Source organism: Paenibacillus glycanilyticus (genome assembly GCF_030161375.1).
In the GTDB taxonomy this organism is placed as follows: Bacteria; Bacillota; Bacilli; order Paenibacillales; family Paenibacillaceae; genus Pristimantibacillus; species Pristimantibacillus glycanilyticus_B.
Genome location: NZ_BSSQ01000010.1, coordinates 134,645 through 152,880, shown reverse-complemented (window position 1 = coordinate 152,880; position 18,236 = coordinate 134,645). Strand labels below are relative to the sequence as shown.

General features: G+C 51.5%; 13 protein-coding genes. 10 read left to right on the top strand and 3 right to left on the bottom strand.

The features are described 5' to 3' along the window. Window positions 1-84 precede the first annotated feature (84 nt). A complete protein-coding gene (locus QQK89_RS11700; RefSeq protein WP_284238748.1) occupies window positions 85-2,199 on the top strand; it encodes a WG repeat-containing protein in 2,115 nt (704 codons plus the stop codon). On the opposite strand, the gene QQK89_RS11695 is transcribed toward QQK89_RS11700, so the two are convergent. Further along, window positions 2,190-2,522, bottom strand: a complete 333-nt coding sequence (locus QQK89_RS11695; RefSeq protein WP_284238747.1) for a DUF5658 family protein — start codon at window positions 2,520-2,522, stop codon at window positions 2,190-2,192. The genes QQK89_RS11700 and QQK89_RS11695 overlap by 10 nt on opposite strands. A 205-nt stretch (window positions 2,523-2,727) precedes the next feature. Here QQK89_RS11695 and QQK89_RS11690 point away from each other — a divergent pair, with 205 nt between their 5' ends. The 5 genes from QQK89_RS11690 to QQK89_RS11670 all read left to right on the top strand — a co-directional run bounded on the left by QQK89_RS11690 (window position 2,728) and on the right by QQK89_RS11670 (window position 12,575). Continuing rightward, window positions 2,728-7,110: a DEAD/DEAH box helicase gene (locus QQK89_RS11690; protein WP_434481671.1), complete on the top strand. Its 4,383-nt coding sequence runs from the start codon at window positions 2,728-2,730 to the stop codon at window positions 7,108-7,110. A 61-nt stretch (window positions 7,111-7,171) separates the two neighbouring features. Then, window positions 7,172-8,914 carry an ABC transporter ATP-binding protein gene (locus tag QQK89_RS11685; RefSeq protein ID WP_284238745.1) on the top strand — a complete coding sequence of 581 codons (1,743 nt, stop codon included), beginning with the start codon at window positions 7,172-7,174 and terminating at the stop codon, window positions 8,912-8,914. Next, window positions 8,901-10,748, top strand: coding sequence for an ABC transporter ATP-binding protein (locus tag QQK89_RS11680; protein WP_434481663.1), 1,848 nt, complete (start codon window positions 8,901-8,903; stop codon window positions 10,746-10,748). The genes QQK89_RS11685 and QQK89_RS11680 overlap by 14 nt, the downstream gene beginning before the upstream one ends. Before the next feature lie 179 nt (window positions 10,749-10,927). Further along, a complete protein-coding gene (locus tag QQK89_RS11675) occupies window positions 10,928-12,235 on the top strand; it encodes a stalk domain-containing protein (protein ID WP_284238744.1) in 1,308 nt (435 codons plus the stop codon). Window positions 12,236-12,365: 130 nt separating this feature from the next. After that, complete coding sequence (locus QQK89_RS11670) at window positions 12,366-12,575, top strand: hypothetical protein (protein WP_284238743.1); 210 nt, start codon at window positions 12,366-12,368, stop codon at window positions 12,573-12,575. A gap of 52 nt (window positions 12,576-12,627) precedes the next feature. Here QQK89_RS11670 and QQK89_RS11665 read toward each other — a convergent pair whose 3' ends face one another. After that, entirely contained in the window at window positions 12,628-12,831 is a 204-nt protein-coding gene (locus QQK89_RS11665; RefSeq protein ID WP_284238899.1) for a hypothetical protein, read from the bottom strand. A gap of 98 nt (window positions 12,832-12,929) precedes the next feature. Here QQK89_RS11665 and QQK89_RS11660 point away from each other — a divergent pair, with 98 nt between their 5' ends. Next, window positions 12,930-13,808, top strand: coding sequence for a radical SAM/SPASM domain-containing protein (locus tag QQK89_RS11660; protein WP_284238742.1), 879 nt, complete (start codon window positions 12,930-12,932; stop codon window positions 13,806-13,808). A gap of 114 nt (window positions 13,809-13,922) precedes the next feature. Here QQK89_RS11660 and QQK89_RS11655 read toward each other — a convergent pair whose 3' ends face one another. Beyond that, window positions 13,923-15,140: a chloride channel protein gene (locus tag QQK89_RS11655; RefSeq protein WP_284238741.1), complete on the bottom strand. Its 1,218-nt coding sequence runs from the start codon at window positions 15,138-15,140 to the stop codon at window positions 13,923-13,925. Window positions 15,141-15,270: 130 nt separating this feature from the next. On the opposite strand from QQK89_RS11655, the gene QQK89_RS11650 reads away from it, so the two are divergent. From QQK89_RS11650 to QQK89_RS11640, 3 genes are read left to right on the top strand one after another with little or no spacing between them, the layout of a single operon-like run. Beyond that, a complete protein-coding gene (locus QQK89_RS11650; RefSeq protein WP_284238740.1) occupies window positions 15,271-15,822 on the top strand; it encodes a GNAT family N-acetyltransferase in 552 nt (183 codons plus the stop codon). A gap of 15 nt (window positions 15,823-15,837) precedes the next feature. Beyond that, the gene (locus QQK89_RS11645) at window positions 15,838-16,899 is read left to right on the top strand and encodes a M42 family metallopeptidase (protein ID WP_284238739.1); all 1,062 of its coding nucleotides are present in this window, start codon (window positions 15,838-15,840) and stop codon (window positions 16,897-16,899) included. Then, window positions 16,900-18,231 (top strand): sensor histidine kinase, encoded by a 1,332-nt coding sequence (locus tag QQK89_RS11640; RefSeq protein ID WP_284238738.1) that lies wholly within the window; start codon window positions 16,900-16,902, stop codon window positions 18,229-18,231. It abuts the gene before it with no gap. Window positions 18,232-18,236: the final 5 nt, after the last annotated feature.

Sequence of the window (18,236 nt, the reverse complement as noted above, 5' to 3'; positions counted from 1 at the left end):
TGCAAACAAAGGCATAGTCCGCGCTCGTTCCCGCATACGAATAGTGAGTTGAAGTTAATGTGCTGGGAAAGGGGACTTTGGCGAATGGACTGGATCAATGATCAGATTATTCGATTGGCACAATCTTCTCTGCCTCCAGGTGCGGAGCTCGTCATGATGGAGGATCCTCCCAATGAATATGCGATTTATCCGCAGGATTTGAGCGGGGATGGGATTCCGGAGCTGACGGTTGTGTACCGGCTCGACAATGAGCTGTATGTCCATATTTTGCAATACAGACATATCGGATGGATGATAGCGGCGGCAGCCAAAGGCGAAGGGTATGGCGTGATGGAGCTGACCGCCGCACCGGTGACAACTCGCATGGTTAACAATTTGATAATTAAGTGGCGGACCGGAGAAGAACTTTCAAGGCGGGCCGTCTACGAGTGGAGTACGATCGGATTCCGTAATATTGTGCCGGATGACGAGGAGCTCGAGACAAGAGCGATTTCGTTATATCCTGGCGCGGAGAAAATGATCGGCGGAACCAAATACGGCTATATCAACGGCATTGGAACGATGGTTATCCCTCCGAGGTACGACTACGCGCAAGATTTTCAGACAAACGGGCTCGCGATTGTAAGTAACGGCGACGGAAATGGCTTGATTAATACGATGGGCAATTATTTTGTGCGTCCGATCTACAACTTTATCTCTCCTTTCTCGGAAGGCAGAGCCGTCGTCATTGATGAGAAGGGCAAATACCGGTTAATGAATGATTCGGGAGACCTTGTGACAAGCAAAGGTTATTCCTATATGGCCGATATCCTCGACGGAAGAGCTATGGTCAATAATCAGCAAGCGGACGGGAAAACGGTATATGGTTATATCGACCGCTCAGGCAAAGAGGTTATACCGCTTCGTTATGAGGATGCCAGCGATTTTGCGAACAGGCATGCAACCGTGAAGATCAAGGATAACGAGTTCGCTTTAATCAGGCATGACGGTTCGAAGGAAGCGGAGTATCATTTTCCGTTTGTAGGGGTATTGGGAGATGGGCTATTGCCTTTCCAGCAGGACGCAGGCGGGAAATACGGGTACATCAACGAGAAAGGCACGGTGAAGATTGAGCCGAAGTATTCGACGGCGTTTCCGTTCCAGAATGGCAGGGCAATTGTGAATAACGCGGCGGATTTTGGCTCGGAGTACGGTCTTATCGATACAAAAGGAAATGTGGTTATCCAGACGATCTATAACGATCTGATGGACATCGGGCAGCAGCGGTATGCGGTTGGAAAAGCGATTAAGCCGGATGAGCCGTACCTTGGTTCGTTGTATGCGATATTCGACTCGGATGGCAAACGGCTGACTGATTTCATATACACGGATGTGCAGCATTTCAGAAAAGGGCTTGCGTCGGTAAGTGACGGGAAGAAAACGTTCTTCATTAATACAAACGGGCAGCCGGCGCCGGGATATCCGCAGTTCGAAGGTAGCGGCACGCTCAAGCTGGAAGACGATCTTATCCAGGTCAACATCGATCAACGGATTAAATATGCGAGCCGCAGCGGCCGGATTGTGTGGGAGCCAAATACGGTCATTCCGCTCCGGTTGCCTTATTTTGTGAGAGAACATAAGTATAAGCCGAATAAAGACTATGTCGTCTATTATCCGGCGGTTGAAGGCCTCTCCAATCCTGCCGCTCAGGAAAGGCTGAACGAGACGTTAAAAGTCATGTCGCAGGTGAAGCCGATACCGGGGGATGAGCAGCTTGGTTATACGTATAGCGGGGATTTCGATGTGACTTTCTTCCACAAAAATCTGCTGGAAATCGAGATGACCGGTTATAATTACCCGGCCGGAGCCGCGCATGGTATGCCAACTCAAGTGTATGCGCATATCAATGTGACGAGCGGCGACATGTTCACGCTGAAGGATTTGTTCAAAGCAAACAGCAACTATGTAAAAGTGCTTAGTGATATCATTGGCGAGCAAATTAAGACGGATCCGCAATACGATTATGTATTTCCGGATACGTACAAGGGGATTAAGCCCGATCAGCCGTTTTTCATGACGCAGGATGCGCTCCATCTTTATTTTGAGCCGTACGAGATTGCGCCCTATGCGGCCGGGTTCCCTACGTTTACAATCCCGTTCTCGGAAATTATGAGCATCATAGATGAACGAGGGGATTTCTGGCGTTCATTTCATCCGTAATGGCCATGGACGAGGGCAAGCGTTACCCACACCAAGTGATAAAGATTCACGATGAGATACAGCAGGAACAGAAAAGCGGCGGAATAGCGGATCCACAGGCGTGAGCTTAACCGCGGATAGAGAAGCATAAACAATACGGGAAACATCAGCTTTATGCCGTAATAGGCGATGGCATGCCAGTTATACAGCCAAGAAACAAACGGATTCAGTTCGGTAATGAGCTCCAGCCGTATTCCGATATCGGTAAATATGGCATCAGTTAGGCTGAATAATAACAGGCCAATCAATAGGCTGCGAATAGGCAATCGGGTTGCAACGGACATTCCAGCACATCCCTTTATTTGGAAGAATATTATATTATTATGATACATTTTGTATCTTGAATAAGCAAGCCAACGCATGGTGAGTCCCACACGTTTCTGTGGACGATCCATGCGTTGTTTTCGTTTTGGCGAATGTCTGTTTGTGCTGATATAATATAGTAGTAAAAGAAATGAACGCGACTTTAATCAGATGGAGCTGAAAGTGATGCTAAGCCCGTCATTATCTCCTTTTCACCCGTCCCTGGCGGAATGGTTCGAGGCAACGTTCGGTGAACCGACGGATGTCCAAAAGCAAGCTTGGAAAGCGATTTCAGCCGGCGACAACACGCTGATTGCCGCTCCGACCGGCTCAGGCAAAACGCTAGCGGGCGTATTGCCATGCCTGGATGGCATTGCGCGAATGAAAGAGCAGCAACGCCAATCTGGCGTAAGGCTGCTCTATATTACGCCGCTGAAGGCGCTTAACAACGACATACACGATCATCTGGTGACCTTTATCGAGCAGATAGACAAGCGGGCTGCCTCCGCGGATCATAACTGGCCGGGGCTACGGAGCGGCGTGCGGACAGGGGATACAACCAGCTCCGTTCGATCCGCTATGTATCGGAAACCGCCGGATATTCTCGTAACAACGCCGGAATCTTTGTATATTCTATTGACCTCCGAGAAGGGCAGAGACATGCTGAAGACCGTCTCTTACGCGATCATTGACGAGATTCATGATCTGGCCGCGGACAAAAGAGGATCGCATCTTTCCCTTTCGTTAGAACGGCTAGAAGTGTTGTGCGGCAGACGGATTCAAAGGATCGGCGTATCGGCCACGCAAAAGCCTTTGGAGCGAGTGGCCAGATTTTTGGGCGGATGGCAGGAACTGGCGAATGGCCGCATAGCGGAAAAAGAAGAAGGATTCGTTCATCCGCTAGCGTATGCGCCGCGTCCGGTTACGATCGTGGAGAGCCATATGAGCAAGCAGCTCGAAGTGTCGCTTACGATGCCCGATCAATCGCAGCCGATGCAGACCCGCGATGCGGTATGGCTGCCGATTCTGGACAGGCTGTTTGCGCTTATGTCCGATTGCCGATCGGTTATTATTTTCGTGAACAGCCGCCGGTTATGCGAGCGGTTATGCCTGCGGCTGAACGACCATGCCGGTTACGAAATGGCGCGGGCCCATCATGGCAGCATTGCCAAGGAGCGGCGGCTTGAAGTGGAACGGATGCTGAAGGCAGGCGAGCTGCGCTGCATCGTGGCTACTTCATCGCTCGAGCTTGGCATTGATGTTGGGCATATCGAGCTGGTTATTCAGCTGGATTCGCCCGTTGAAGCCGCATCCGGCATTCAGCGGATCGGCCGGGCGGGCCACGCCGTCGGCAGCGCCAGCCGCGGCGCGATGGTTGCCCGGCAGCGGGGCGTGCTGCCGGAGATGGCGGTGCTCGGCAAGTTGATTGCCGAGCGGGATATTGAGCCGATCCGGATCCCGCGGGATCGGCTGGATGTCCTCTCGCAGCAGACGATATCCATCGTTGCGGCGGGGGACATCGCGGTGGGCGATCTGCATCGGCTGATCGCCCGAAGCGACAGCTACCGAAGCTTCCCGATCGGTCAGCTTCGGGCCATGCTGCAGGTGCTGGCCGGGTTCTACCCGTTTATGCGGCCGCTGCTGGATTGGAACCGCGACACGGATCAACTCGTGAAGCGGCGGAACACGATGATCGGCGCGTTAACCGGCGCCGGAACAATCCCGTCAAGCTCCGCATACCCGGTGCATCATGTAGACAGCCGCGTCCATCTGGGAGAGCTGGACGAGGAGTTTGTACAGGAAAGCCGGGTGGGCGATGTATTCCAGCTCGGCATGAACGGCTGGATGATCCGACGGATCGACAAGGACCGGGTCTACGTCTCCGAAGCTGGCAATCGCTTTAGCGAGATCCCGTTTTGGCGTGCTGAAGGGATAGGAAGAACCTATTCGCTGGGCATGAAGGTCGGGGCATTTATCGCGGAGATTGACCAGCGCCTTCAACAGGGGGAAGAAGAACAGTTGATCGATTGGTTAACCGGGCAATACCGGATGGATGATTACACGGCAGAGCAGCTGTTGTCGCTCATTCGTTCCCAACAATCGGCATGCGAGTTGCCGACGGATAAACGGATCGTGATCGAGACGTACCGCGATCTGATGAACCAGACGCATGTTATTATGCATAATCCGTTTGGCAGACGGGTTAACCGGACTTGGCTGCTAGCGATTGAACGGCAGTTCGAGCTGCTGCTTCCTTACCGGCTATATGGCAATGCCAAAGACAACGGCATTGAATTTGTTCTGCCGGAATGGGATTCCTCCTGGCTGCAAACGATTTGGCAAGTCACGCCGGCGAATGTCGAAGCTCTGCTTACCGAAGCGATTACGGGATCGCCGCTGCTTGCGATTGCCTTCCGGCATATTGCCGAAACTTCGCTGCTATTATCCCGAAACTTCGGCCGAACGCCGTTATGGCAGAAACGGCTAAGAAGCGAAGAGCTGCTGCGTTCGGCACTGCCTTACGCGGAGCATTTTCCCTATTTGACGGAAGCGATGAAGGTTTGCCTGCACGAGTATTTATCGCTCGAAGAAGTTCGTTCACTCTTAACCGCCATTCAAACGGGTGAAATTCAGGTCGTAGTGAAAGAGACGGAATTCCCCTCCCCGATGGCTACCCAGTTTCTCGCCGATTATGTCAATATGCGCATCTATGAAGGTGACGGGCTTGATCCGGCCATTCAGATGCAGCTTATGAACGTCAGCAAGGAGTTGGCCGGCCGGTTATTTGGCGAGCAGGCGCTTCGGAGTGCCATACCCGAGCAGGTAATCGAAGCGGAGAAGCAGCGATTATCGGAGCCATTCGCCGAGCTTCGCGAAGCGGGTGACGTGGTTCGTCTGCTCAAGCGACGCGGCGATCTGGCGGCGGATGAATTGATTCAGCTGTCGGATACGCGAGCCGTAGGATGGGCCGAAGAGCTCCTTCGAGCTGGAGAACTCGCGGTATTCCGGCCTTCGGCGGACACTCCGGAAGAGGAATCGAGATGGATCTGCCGCGATGAACTGGAAATCTATGAAGGCTTCCCTCAATCGGATGAAGCGGCATCCTTTATTATCCGGCGGTTTGCGGATAACCGGCTTTCCTTCACGGAGCTGGAACTATGCGAACGTTATCCGCAGCTTACGCTGCTCGAAGCGAGAAGGCTGATCGACAAGCTGAGAGAAGAGGGCAGTCTTGAGCAAGCCCCATTCGCTGCAACGCAGGACGAGCGGATTTGGTCAAGCCGTCGTGCCGCCGAGCGCATGATCCGGTTGTCCATAGGCGAAGCGCGCAAGCAGGTGCAGGCGGCTTCCCCTATACGGTGGTGCGCGCAGATCGCGCTTCGGCAACATGCGCTGCAAGGAGCACAGCTCCGCGGCAGCGAAGGATTGAAGCTGGTCATCGAACGTCTCCAAGGGCTTTTTCTGCCGATATCGCATTGGGAATCGATTATATTCCGGACGCGTATCGCGGATTACCGGAAGGAAGATCTTGATCAGCTCTGTGCTACCGGAGAAATTTTATGGCTTGGCAAGAAGCAACCGGAAGAAAAAGAAGGCAAAGTCGCTTTCTTCCTCGCCGGAAGCCGTTCCATCTACGAGCCTCTTCTCGCGGACATCCAGGCCAAACCGCCTTCGCATCCCGAACTCCTGGAGCTGCTGAAGCGCAGCGGCGCCAGCTTCCTGACCCGGCTATCGCGCGATACCGGCAAGCTGCCGACGGAACTGTTATCTGCGCTGCTTGATTTGGCGTGGGAAGGCCATGCATCCAATGACCAGTTCGCACCGCTCCGTCTGTTAACGATGAAGAAGGGCAAGGACTACGCCAAGACCGGCTCGGGGCTTGGCAGATGGTATTGGACCGGTAGCCTGGCAGAGGAGGCTTCGGATCAACAAGCATCGGATCCTCCGGAAATGTATTGGATCCGCCATTTGCTGGATACGTACGGAATTATCACAAAAGAGCTGACCTCTTCCGTCACGCCATACGGCTGGGACCAACTGCAGCCGGTATTGCGGAGGCTGGAGGAATGGGGGACGCTCACCCGCGGTTTGTTCATCGACGGCTCGATTACGATGCAATTTACGACGCCTGACATGGCGGACGCCATCCGCAAGCCGTTTCTTGCCGGGTCAGGCATACAAGATACGCTGACGCTGCTATCGGCTGTAGATCCGGCCAATCCGTTTGGCCTTCTGCTCGACTGGCCTTCCGGGCAGGAATGCGGCTTTGCGCGCAAAGCGGGGCATTTTCTTGTCTTGCGGGGCGACCAATGGCTTTACTGGATTGAGAACAACGGGAAACGAATCCATACGATGGAACCGGTCGAAGATTCTGAGCGAGGAGCTTCGGCGGAAGACCTCAAATGGATTTTTGTTACGTTGCTGCGTCGCCAGCAGCTGTCCAAAATCGTGGTGGAGAAGTGGAACGGCTTGGCAGTGGCGTCTACGCAAGAAGGTGAACTTCTGAAGACCATTGGCGCGGAAGCCGATCAGAAGTCGCTTGTATTATGGCAGAGCCAGTTGAAGTGAGGCTATCTATCGCTAACCCAATATGGTTGTCGTTATTGCTTATGGGAAAGGGGATCTGTACGTGCAGCACATGATGAAATACGTTCGGAAATACGGCCTCCTGTTCACCGTTTCCGTCCTGCTGGTCAGCGTCGAAGCTTTAGCGGACTTGCTGCAGCCAACGATGATGTCGCATATCGTTGACGAAGGCGTTGCGAGCAAGCAGATGGATAAGGTGCTCCACTTCGGAGGTTGGATGCTTCTTATTACGCTCGGAGGCGCGCTTGCGGCATCGGGCCGCAATATCGTCTCAAGCATCGTATCGCAGCGTTTTGGCGCCGAGCTTAGACAGGATTTATACGAGAAAATTCAAGGTTTAAGCTTCGAAAGCGTTGACCGCTTCGACCGGGCGTCGCTTGTTACCAGATTGACGAACGACGTCACGCAGGTGCAGAACTTCGTGAACGGCATGATGCGGATTTTTGTTAAAGCACCGATGCTTTGCATCGGGGGCTTTATTATGGCCTTCCGGCTAAATCCGTATTTATCGATCGTCTTGATGTGTGCCATTCCGCTCGTTGGCTTAATGATCGTACTCAATATGAGAGTAGGTTTACCTTTGTTCGTAAAGGTACAGAACGCCCTCGACCGGCTTAATGGCGTCATGCGCGAATATTTGTCGGGAGTGCGGGTTGTCAAAGCCTTCAATCGCTTCGATCTCGAGGTCGATAAGTTTAACGGCATCAACAAGCAATATGAGGCCCGTTCAATCTCTGCCCAGCGCGTCATGGCGGTATTTAGCCCGACGGTTACATTAACGATGAACATCGGGATCGTGGCGGTTATTTGGCTTGGCGGGATCCGTGTGGACAACGGTCATACGCAAGTGGGCCATATTATCGCTTTCGTTAATTACATGACGCAGATTTTGTTCTCGCTGACGACAATGACGATGATCTTCAACATGTTCGTGCGGGCGAAAGCTTCGGGCGGACGGATTATTCAGGTGCTTGCCGAGACCAATCCGATGACGGATTTTAAGAAACCGGTGAAAGTGCTTAAAGAGAAAGGTTCGATCGAATTCGACAAGGTTAGTTTCTCCTACGAGGGTTTGGGAGGGGAACCTGTTCTCAAATCGGTCAGCTTCAGCTGCCAGCCTGGCGAGACAGTCGCCATCATCGGTTCTACCGGCTCCGGCAAAAGCACGCTCGTTAATCTGATCCCGCGTTTCTATGACGTAACGAGCGGTTCGATCAAGATTAGCGGCATCGACGTCAGGGAGCTGGACATGCACGAGCTTAGAGAGAAAATCGCCATCGTCCCGCAAAAATCCATTTTGTTTACCGGTCCCGTCATCGACAATATCCGGATTGGCAAACAGGATGCAACGCTGGACGAAGTGGTGGAAGCAGCTCGAATGGCTTCCGCGCACGCTTTTATTTCCGAACTGCCGGAACAGTACGATACGATGATTGGACAAGGCGGCGTTAACTTCTCCGGCGGTCAGAAGCAACGGGTCTCCATTGCAAGGGCGCTTGTCCGCAAGCCGGATATTCTCATTCTAGATGACAGTACCAGCGCGCTGGACAGCGCGACGGAAGCGAATATTAAGCAGGCGATCAGCCAATTCGCGATAGGAGTGACCACGCTGCTCATTGCGCAGAGAATCTCGTCCGTGAAGGACGCGGGTACGATCATCGTTATGGATGACGGTGAAATCGTCGGAATGGGCAGCCATGACAGTCTGCTTCAAGAATGCCAGGTCTATCAGGAGATCTATCGCTCGCAAATCGGCAAGGAGGTGGACAGTCATGCCTCAGCCTAACGGAACAAGCGGAAACGCGCGCCCCGAAGTGGCGATGCCGATGGCGGGTCGTCCAGGCGGCGGGTTTGGCGGCCGCGGGGGACCCAAGCAAAAGCCCAAAAACTTCAAAGCTACCATGATGCGGTTATGGGGTTACTTAAGCGGAGAACGGAAGCATCTTGCCATCGTATTTGGGTTTATTCTCATTGATTCGGCCATTATGCTGTTAGGACCTTATTTAATTGGCGTAGCAGTCAACGCAATGGCGGGAGGCCCAGGTGCCGTTGATTTCAAACTGCTGCATATCGTATTAATTGCGCTATTAGCCGCGTATATGTCTGATGCGTCTCTGTCCTTCCTGCAGGGATGGTTGATGGCAGGCATCTCCCAGCGAATCGTTAGCCATTTGCGGCGCTCGTTATTCGCGAAGCTGCAGAAGCTGCCGCTCGTCTATTTCGACACCCGCAGGCACGGAGAATTGATGAGCCGTTTGTCCAATGACATCGATAACGTCAGTACGTCAGTCTCTCAGACGGCAGCCCAGCTGATGAGCGGATCCATTGCTTTGCTTGGTTCGCTTATTATGATGCTTGTGCTCAGTCCGCTGCTTACGTTAGCCAGCTTGATTACCGTCCCCCTAGTGTATATGCTAGCCAGAACGATTACGAAGCGCACAAGTGCGTTGTTTAAGAATCAGCAAGCTCAGCTTGGCCGGCTGAACGGCCAGATTGAAGAGACCATTACCGGGTTCCAGGTCGTTAAAGCGTTCAACTATGAAGCGACCTCGATCGCTGATTTCCGCAAGGATAACGATGAATTGTGCAAAGTCAGCACCAACGCGCAAATCTGGTCCGGCTTTATGATGCCGCTGCTCGCGGTAATTAACAATATCGGCTTTGCGGCGGTAGCGATTTGCGGAGGAATGATGGCGGTAAAAGGAATGATCACCGTTGGCGTCATTGCCAGCTTTCTCAGCTATTCCAGGCAATTTGTACGGCCGCTGATGGATTTGGCCAATACGTACAACATTCTTCAATCCGGGATCGCGGGCGCGGAGCGTGTATTTGAAGTGCTGGACGAGAAAGAAGAGCCCGAGGATGCGCCGGATGCGGTCGAGCTGATCCATCCGAAAGGCGAGGTTGTGTTCGACAATGTTCAGTTCGGCTACCGCAGCGACGTGCAGATTCTGAAAGGAATCAGCTTCACGGCTGAAGCGGGCAGCAGCACGGCTTTAGTTGGACCAACAGGCGCGGGCAAGACGACCGTCATTAATATGCTTAGCCGATTCTATGATGTTACAGGCGGGCGGATTCTAATTGACGGCAGGGATATACGCCAATATACAAGAGACAGCCTTCGCCGGACTTTTGGCATCGTCTTGCAGGATACGTATCTATTCTCCGGCACGGTGAAAGATAATTTGAAATACGGCAAGCCGGAAGCATCCGACGAAGAGGTGCGTAGAGCGGCGCGGATGGCAGGAGCGGATGGATTCATCCGGCGGCTTCCCCAGCAGTACGATACCCCGCTTACGGAGAACGGCGGCAATCTCAGCCAAGGCCAGCGGCAGCTGCTTGCGATTGCCAGGGCGATTCTTGCGGAGCCTTCGATCCTCATCCTCGATGAAGCAACTAGCAGCATCGATACTCGAACCGAGCTCCGGATTCAAGAAGCGATGCTGCAAATGATGGAAGGTCGAACCAGCTTTGTCATTGCTCACCGGCTGTCGACGATTCAGAATGCGGATACGATTCTCGTTATTGACAAAGGGATGGTTGCCGAACAAGGATCGCATCAAGATTTAATGCAACTGGAAGGCATCTATTACAACATGCACCGAAATTTGAATGTATGAAACTTGAAGGTGTCCCATAAGTCATGAAAATGACGGAGGGGCACCTCTTTTTTTCCAATCCGTCATTCTCTCGTGACTGTTCTATCATTTGTGATCTCTAGTAAACATTGATATACTAGGACAGTGCTGAACTTCCACTTGTTAGTAGATTAGGAGGAAGCATGGGAGGACATAACGAGATGAACCAATGGGGAATTAAATCAGCCGCAGCTGTTCTAGCGCTTGCCTTGTTAACAAGCGGCATACAGGAAAGCCAAGCGGACGCGGCAGCTGTCGTGACGACGGCATCAACAACGGCTGTTCCTGCCAAAACAACTATTCTATTAGATGATGTAGAGCTGCCTTTTGACAGTCCGCCTATTATTGTCAAAGGCGTTACCTTTGTGCCGTTCCGTACGATTGGCGAAGCGCTTGGTCTGCAGAAGGTGGTATGGAGCGAGCAGACGCAGACGGTAACCGCAGAGGGTACCAAGCAGGGCAAGGCGATTACGCTATCGATGAAGATCGGCAGCAGCATGGCCGTTGTGAACGGCGATAACGTGAAGTTGCCGGCAGCTCCAATGATGAGAAATAACCGGGTACTGATTCCGCTGAGCTTTTTCAGCACGCAATTTGGCGCGCAAGTCGGCTGGAGCCAATCAACCAATACCGTATCCATCAAATCGCCGCAAAAAGCGATGCATCTGCGTACGTTTTACGCTTTGTCTTCGTATGCCGAACGCGATCTTGTCGATAACGCCAACTCGGTAGCTTTCGGCTGGAGCCGGATTGACCGCAACGGCAACTTTACGCTTGAAGGTTCGGAGTACCGCGTTCCGCAGCCAAACGGCGAGGTTACGCCTCAGTCGCTTGTCGGTGATGCCGCTGCCAAGTCGATTAAGCCTTATCTGATGGTGTATTCCTTGGACGGACAAAACGAATTGACGAACATGATGAGCAGCGACACGCTCCGCGCGAATTCCATTAGCGGCATTACGAAAGCCATTGGAGATTACGGCTTTGGCGGGGTTGTTCTCGATTTCGAAGGTCTAGGTTTTCAACTGGACAAGATCGAACAGCAGAAGCTCTTAAATGCTTACGTGAAGCAGCTGAAGGAAGCACTCCCGGAAGGGATTGCCTTGTCTCTTGTAGTCCATGCGCCTAACAGCGCCTATAAAGGTTACGATTACAAGACGCTTGCATCACTCGCCGATGATCTTATTCTGATGGCTTACAAATACAATCCTTCGGGAACCGCGCCGCAAGTGCCGGAGCCAAACAACAAAGTGAATGAAGCTATTCAGCAGGCTATTAATGCCGGCGTTCCGAAATCCAAGCTGCTGCTTGGGATCGATCTGAGGGCAGAAACACCGGAGTCGATTGACGATAAGCTTGGCCTTGCCAAACGATATCAATTGAAAGGCGCTGCGCTTTGGCGTCTTGGCTTGTACCGCCAGTATTCGCAAGATATGATTTCAGCCATTAATAAATCCGTCATTAAACAATAAGCAGAATGTAAGAGGCAGAGAAGGACGATTGGGTCCTGCTCTGCCTTTGTTTTTTTTTTTGCAAATAGCCCGAACGCTATTCTAGCAATCTCATATTAGTAGATTAGCAGATCGGAAAGGGGGGATCCTCATGGCAGTTATAATTCCGTTCCCTATTGAATATGTAAGAGTATTGGAAGCGGCAAAAGCGAAAAATCAATTGGTTGTACTGAAAACCGTATCAGGCGAAGAAATTGTTGGTTACGTTTTGCGCGTGAAAAAGGGAGTTGTCGTGCTTAAAGCGTTTAAATCCAAGATTTACGTGGCGCTTAACAAAGTGACAGCTATTATTGTACGATAATAGCAACAAAAAACCGCGGGATTGGTTCCGCGGTTTTTTTGATGGTATGGCCTTAGCAAGGAGGGAATGGAGTAATATCCGCAATCATGTTGAAATTGTAGTGATGGGTAGCGAACTGGCTTTGGTACATATATTGCATGATATACACTTCGTTGCCTTGCACGGTACAGATAACGCCGGATACGCCTTGACCGTTGCGAAGGGAAATGCCAACCGGGCGACCAATTAACATCATGGCTTTTTGCTGAACGGACATTCCTTGCATAAACATAAACGAATCAACCTCCTGAATGATTTTAGTGGTATAATGGGGGATAGACTTGGTTAGCATCGTGAAGAATGGAGCTTTGAAGCATGAAGAGATTCAAGAAATTTTATATTGAAATTACGAGCATTTGTAATCTGTCCTGCCACTTCTGTCCGCCGACGGAACGTGCGAAAGGATTCATTAGCATAGAAGATTTCACCAGCCGATTAGACCAGATTAAGCCGTTTACGGACTATATTTATTTTCATCTGAAGGGCGAACCGCTGCTCCATCCGAAGATTGACGAGCTGCTCGATATTAGCCACGAGAAAGGTTTTAAGGTCAATATTACGACAAATGGCACGTTACTTCAGAAAAATAAACATAAGCTGTTATCCAAACCGGCGATTAGGCAAATGAACTTCTCGCTGCATAGCTTTGACGGTCATGCGGGCTCCACGGATAAAGAAGGTTATATCGGCAATGTGTTGTCTTTCGTCCGGGAGGCCAGAGAGCAGACGGACATGATTACGTCATTCCGGCTCTGGAACTTGACCCAAGATAATATGACCAATGCCGAGAGACAGCGGAACCGCGAAATTTTGTCCTTGATTGAGAAGGAATTCGAGCTCGATTATTTAATCGAAGAGAAGGTCGTTCCGGGCAGTGGGGTCAAGATCGCCGATCGCGTCTATTTGAACCAGGATTACGAATTCGAATGGCCGGATTTGAAAGCGAAAGAGGATGACGGGAAAGGTTTCTGCTATGGAATGCGAAATCAAGCGGGAATTCTGATCGACGGAACGGTGGTGCCTTGTTGTCTGGACGGCGAAGGGGTAATCGATCTGGGCAACGTGAATGTACAGCCATTTGCCGAGATTATTGAAGGGCAGCGGGCGACTAATCTAATTGACGGGTTCTCCAGACGCGAAGCCGTTGAGGAGCTTTGCCGCAAATGCGGCTATCGTCAGCGCTTTGGCAAATAAACAACACTTGTGTAATCAGCCGTTTACGGACGATAGCCGCCGTGGGCGGCTTTTTTGCGTTAGCAAATCGTGTATCTGCTTCTCCATCCTATGACGTGAGAAGCCTAAGGGTACTTAGTCCCATAATTCTTTGAAGTAGCGGCGGGAACGTTGGGCTGAATAAATCGCCGGCATGCCGGAGCAGAGATAGGCAATCGCGCAGCCGATCAACATATACAGCCAGCCGTAGCCATGAAGACCAAACAGCTCGATGCCGAGGATGAAGCTGGCAACAGGCGTATTCGTCGCCCCGCTAAATACAGAGATTAAGCCGATTCCGGCGAGCATCGGCACGGAAATAGCGAATAGATGGGCTAACGCGCTGCCAAGCGTAGAGCCAATAACGAATAACGGTGTAACTTCACCGCCTTGATATCCGGCTCCTAGCGTAATGGAAGTGAAGAGGGTCTTCCACAAGAAGGCAAGCGGTGCGGCCGTTTCCTGGAATGAGTGTTGCAACAAAGGCAAGCCAAGGCCAAGGTAGTCGCGGGTTCCGACTATATAGACTAGCGCAATGATAATTAACCCGCCTATAAAGCTTTTGATGATTGGATTGGGCAGAAGCTTCGTAAACCATGCCTTTAGGCGATGGGTTAAGGTGACGAACAAGAAGGCGGTCAGACCAAACATAATAGCGGCTGCGGCGATTTTGAGCAGGAGCATGACGTTCGGATGAGGAACTGGCCCCATGGAATAATGAAGATGATGCACGCCCCAGGCTAACGTCATGAAATGACCTGCGTAACTAGCTAGCAGAACAGGCAAAACGGCATTTAAGGAGATCGCTCCAATCGCCGCAACTTCAAGCGCAAACACCGCTCCGGCAGCCGGAGTTCCGAATACGGAGCCAAAGCCGCTGCTGATCCCGCACAAGAGGATAATGGTTCGCTCGGCATGTGCCAGCCGGAACTTCTTGCTAATGAGCTCGGCCAAGCTTCCTCCCATCTGAACGGCGGTGCCTTCCCGGCCGGCTGAGCCGCTGAACAGATGGGTAACAAGCGTACCGAATAATACTAGCGGCGCCATCCTCAGCGGGACGGCAGATTCTCCGCCATAAATCCGATCGAGCAGCAGGTTATTCCCTTTTGCCGCGTCTTTTCCGTATTGGAGATATAACCAGCTTACAAGCGCTCCTCCCAAAGGCAGCAACCATAGCAACCAGGTATGGTGAAGGGACGTGTCGGTTGCCCATTCCAAGCTGGTCAGGAATAACGCGGATGCTGATCCGGCGCAAATGCCGACAATCGCGGCAAGAAGGAGCCGGAAGGAGATTGTTTTTAATAAATGAGTCATAGGTAGCGTTTCTCCTCATCTTAAGCATTCAAGATATTTATTTACTATCGTATATTTTGAAAATAACGTCAATAACCGGGAGAAGTGGTACACTAGGTTTAAGAGCTAACGAGTATAAAAGGAGTCAGACATGTTCAAGACTTTAGACGTGCTGGATGACCGGTTTTGGCCACTAGCCAAAAAGCTGTACGAGCAGTCATTTCCAAAGGAAGGACGCAAGCCGGATTCCGTCATTGCCGGGATGTTTAGGAAGATGGACTGTTTCCTGCATATCCTATACGAAGACGATGAAGTTCAAGCAATGGCTTTGACTGGTCTCACAGGCAGCGGCAGGATTCTGCTCATTGATTATATTGCGGTCCATAACGGGCGCAGAGGCGAGGGGATCGGCTCGCGGTTGATTCAGGCGATAACGGAGTGGGCTAGGCAGGAGAAGCTTGACGGGTTGTTAATCGAGGTGGAATCGGAGCGCAAGAAGGAGAACGAGCAGCGGATCAAATTCTGGGAGAAGAACGGTTTCACCTTAACCGATTATGAGCATCCCTACATTTGGGTACCGGAACCATACCGTGCCATGTACAAACAGCTGAATGAGGAATCGGGCTGGCTCGGGGACAAAAGCGGTAAAAAGCTGTTTCGTTACATAACCGGCTTTCATGAAAAAGCCTATTCCAAGAAATAAGAAGGAGCTGGACATATGGAAAACCCGCTAAACAAAACTTTAAATCGTAAATATATATTGAAATTTCTGGAGGAACTGCTGAATACGCCTAGCCCAAGCGGTTATTGCATGAACATAATGAAGCGGCTCGAGGAAGAAGCGGAGAAGCTGGGTTACAAGATGGAACGCACGCCAAAAGGAAACGGCATGATCACCGTAGAGGGAAGCGGGTCATCCAAAGACGCAATTGCTTATACGGCACATGTCGATACGCTCGGCGCTATGGTTCGTGCGATCAAACCTAATGGGATGCTGCGAATTACGCCAATCGGCGGATATAACATGCATACCATTGAAGGCGAGTATTGCCTGATCCACACTAGAGACGGAAGGCAATACGAAGGTACCGTGCTTTCTACCAAAACCTCCGTCCACGTCTATCCCGATGCAAGAGACTGGAAGCGCGAGGAAGCCAATATGGAGATTCGTATCGATGAACGAACCTCCAGCAAGGAAGAAACGGAGAAGCTGGGGATAGCCGTTGGCGACATCGTATCCTGGGATCCGAGGGTTCGCATGCATCCTACCGGCTGGGTGAAATCCCGTCACCTGGATGATAAAGCAAGCGTCGCCGCTTTGTTTGGTCTGCTGGAGTGGATGAACCGGGCCGGCAAACGGCCGGAACGGACGCTCAAGCTGATTTTTTCCACTTATGAAGAGGTTGGACATGGCAACTCGTATATGCCGGCAGACATTACCGAGTTGATTGCGGTTGATATGGGGGCAATAGGCGATGATTTGTCCACGACCGAATACGATGTGTCGATTTGCGCGAAAGACTCATCGGGACCCTACGATTACGAGATGACTTCGAAGCTGATCGAGCTGGCGAAGCAACACCAGTTGCCGCATGCCGTGGATATTTATCCGCAATATGGCTCCGACGCTTCTGCGGCGCTGCGGGGAGGAAGCAATATTCGCGCCGCCTTAATCGGACCGGGAGTTCATGCTTCGCATGCCATGGAGCGCACGCATTCCGAAGCTATTGTAAATACCGCCGCCTTATTGCTCGCTTATTTGGGGTTATCCGTTTCCTAGATGATTTATTATTTCTTTACGCTGCTAACCGCGGGGATTGTTTTGCTGGCGAACAATCCCCGCGGCGAGATGAACCGTTGGGCGGCTTTTTTCCTGAGTGCTGCGGCGATTGGCGGCTTGACGGATATGCTTAACCAACACGGGTATGGTCATTTGGCGAATATCGAGCAGCTGCTCAACCATACGCTTACCCCTTACGGGATCTTGATATTCAGCCTGGTGTACTCCGAGCTGGTAACAAGCATCAAGGCTAGAATGGTTCTCAAGCTGCTTCTGTTTCTGCTTCCACTCGGCACGGTGTTTGCGACTCCCGTCCAGCCCGAATTCCGCATGGATTTCCGTTTCTTGCTGGGCTGGGCGGCGCCTTATTATTTGGCGGCATGTACGATCCTGATTGTTTCTTTGTGGAAGGAGACGAACCGCCGCAAACGCAGGAACCGGTTTATTGCTACCATTATCATAGTGCCAACGATTATCGCGGCTCTTTTGTTTATTAATGTGGCAGCCGTGTTTGTTCCGGATAGGGATAGCTTCCGCTATGTATCGTTTTTTATTATTTATTCGTTTTCGGTTGCTCTCATTTGTACGTTTATATATGGGGTGCTTGGCGTCAAACTCCGTTTCGAGCAAGACCCTTTTGAAGGCGCGATGAAGGCGGTTAGTTCCGGCGCGGTTCAGCTTAATCATTCGATTAAGAATGAAATCGGCAAAATCGCGATCAGTTCGGATAACTTAAAGCGCGAATTGTCTACTCTTTCTCCTGACTCGTTAGGCCATTTGGCTATTATTGAAGCGGCCTCGGGGCATATGCTTGGCATGGTGAACCGGATTCACAGCCAGCTTAGGGATATTGTCCTGGAAGAGAAGTCAGTCAGGCTGGATCAGCTCCTCGAGGACTGCATCCAGCTGCATCAGGGATTATTAGACCGGAAACGGATCCAGGTGCTGGCCGATTATAAGGATGCACTGATTGTCAATGGCGATCCGGTTCATCTGTCCGAGGCGTTTGGCAACGTGTTGACGAATGCGATTGAAGCAATGGAAGTCGGCGGACTGTTGACGATTCGGTTGGAGCGCGTCAAAAAAAACATGCAGCTTACGATATGCGACAATGGGACGGGGATTCCGGCCGATCGGCTGGAGCGGGTGTTTGAGCCGTTTTTCAGCACGAAAGGACGGTCCGGCAACTTTGGGTTGGGGCTTTCTTACGTGTATAACGTGATGAAGAAAAGCGGCGGTTCAGTGGAAGTCCTTAGCCGAGTGGATGAGGGGACGGCGGTTATTTTTCATTTCCCTGCAAAAAGATTTCGCCCGCGGGTAACAGGAGGATGAGATCC

What these genes read in the sequence shown, in the direction of transcription:
- QQK89_RS11650 (WP_284238740.1), top strand. Translation starts at nt 15,271, where the DNA reads ATGTTCAAGACTTTAGACGTGCTGGATGACCGGTTTTGGCCACTAGCC.
- QQK89_RS11665 (WP_284238899.1), bottom strand. Translation starts at nt 12,831, where the DNA reads ATGTCCGTTCAGCAAAAAGCCATGATGTTAATTGGTCGCCCGGTTGGC.
- QQK89_RS11700 (WP_284238748.1), top strand. Translation starts at nt 85, where the DNA reads ATGGACTGGATCAATGATCAGATTATTCGATTGGCACAATCTTCTCTG.
- QQK89_RS11640 (WP_284238738.1), top strand. Translation starts at nt 16,900, where the DNA reads ATGATTTATTATTTCTTTACGCTGCTAACCGCGGGGATTGTTTTGCTG.
- QQK89_RS11690 (WP_434481671.1), top strand. Translation starts at nt 2,728, where the DNA reads ATGCTAAGCCCGTCATTATCTCCTTTTCACCCGTCCCTGGCGGAATGG.
- QQK89_RS11645 (WP_284238739.1), top strand. Translation starts at nt 15,838, where the DNA reads ATGGAAAACCCGCTAAACAAAACTTTAAATCGTAAATATATATTGAAA.
- QQK89_RS11660 (WP_284238742.1), top strand. Translation starts at nt 12,930, where the DNA reads ATGAAGAGATTCAAGAAATTTTATATTGAAATTACGAGCATTTGTAAT.
- QQK89_RS11675 (WP_284238744.1), top strand. Translation starts at nt 10,928, where the DNA reads ATGAACCAATGGGGAATTAAATCAGCCGCAGCTGTTCTAGCGCTTGCC.
- QQK89_RS11655 (WP_284238741.1), bottom strand. Translation starts at nt 15,140, where the DNA reads ATGACTCATTTATTAAAAACAATCTCCTTCCGGCTCCTTCTTGCCGCG.
- QQK89_RS11670 (WP_284238743.1), top strand. Translation starts at nt 12,366, where the DNA reads ATGGCAGTTATAATTCCGTTCCCTATTGAATATGTAAGAGTATTGGAA.
- QQK89_RS11680 (WP_434481663.1), top strand. Translation starts at nt 8,901, where the DNA reads ATGCCTCAGCCTAACGGAACAAGCGGAAACGCGCGCCCCGAAGTGGCG.
- QQK89_RS11695 (WP_284238747.1), bottom strand. Translation starts at nt 2,522, where the DNA reads ATGTCCGTTGCAACCCGATTGCCTATTCGCAGCCTATTGATTGGCCTG.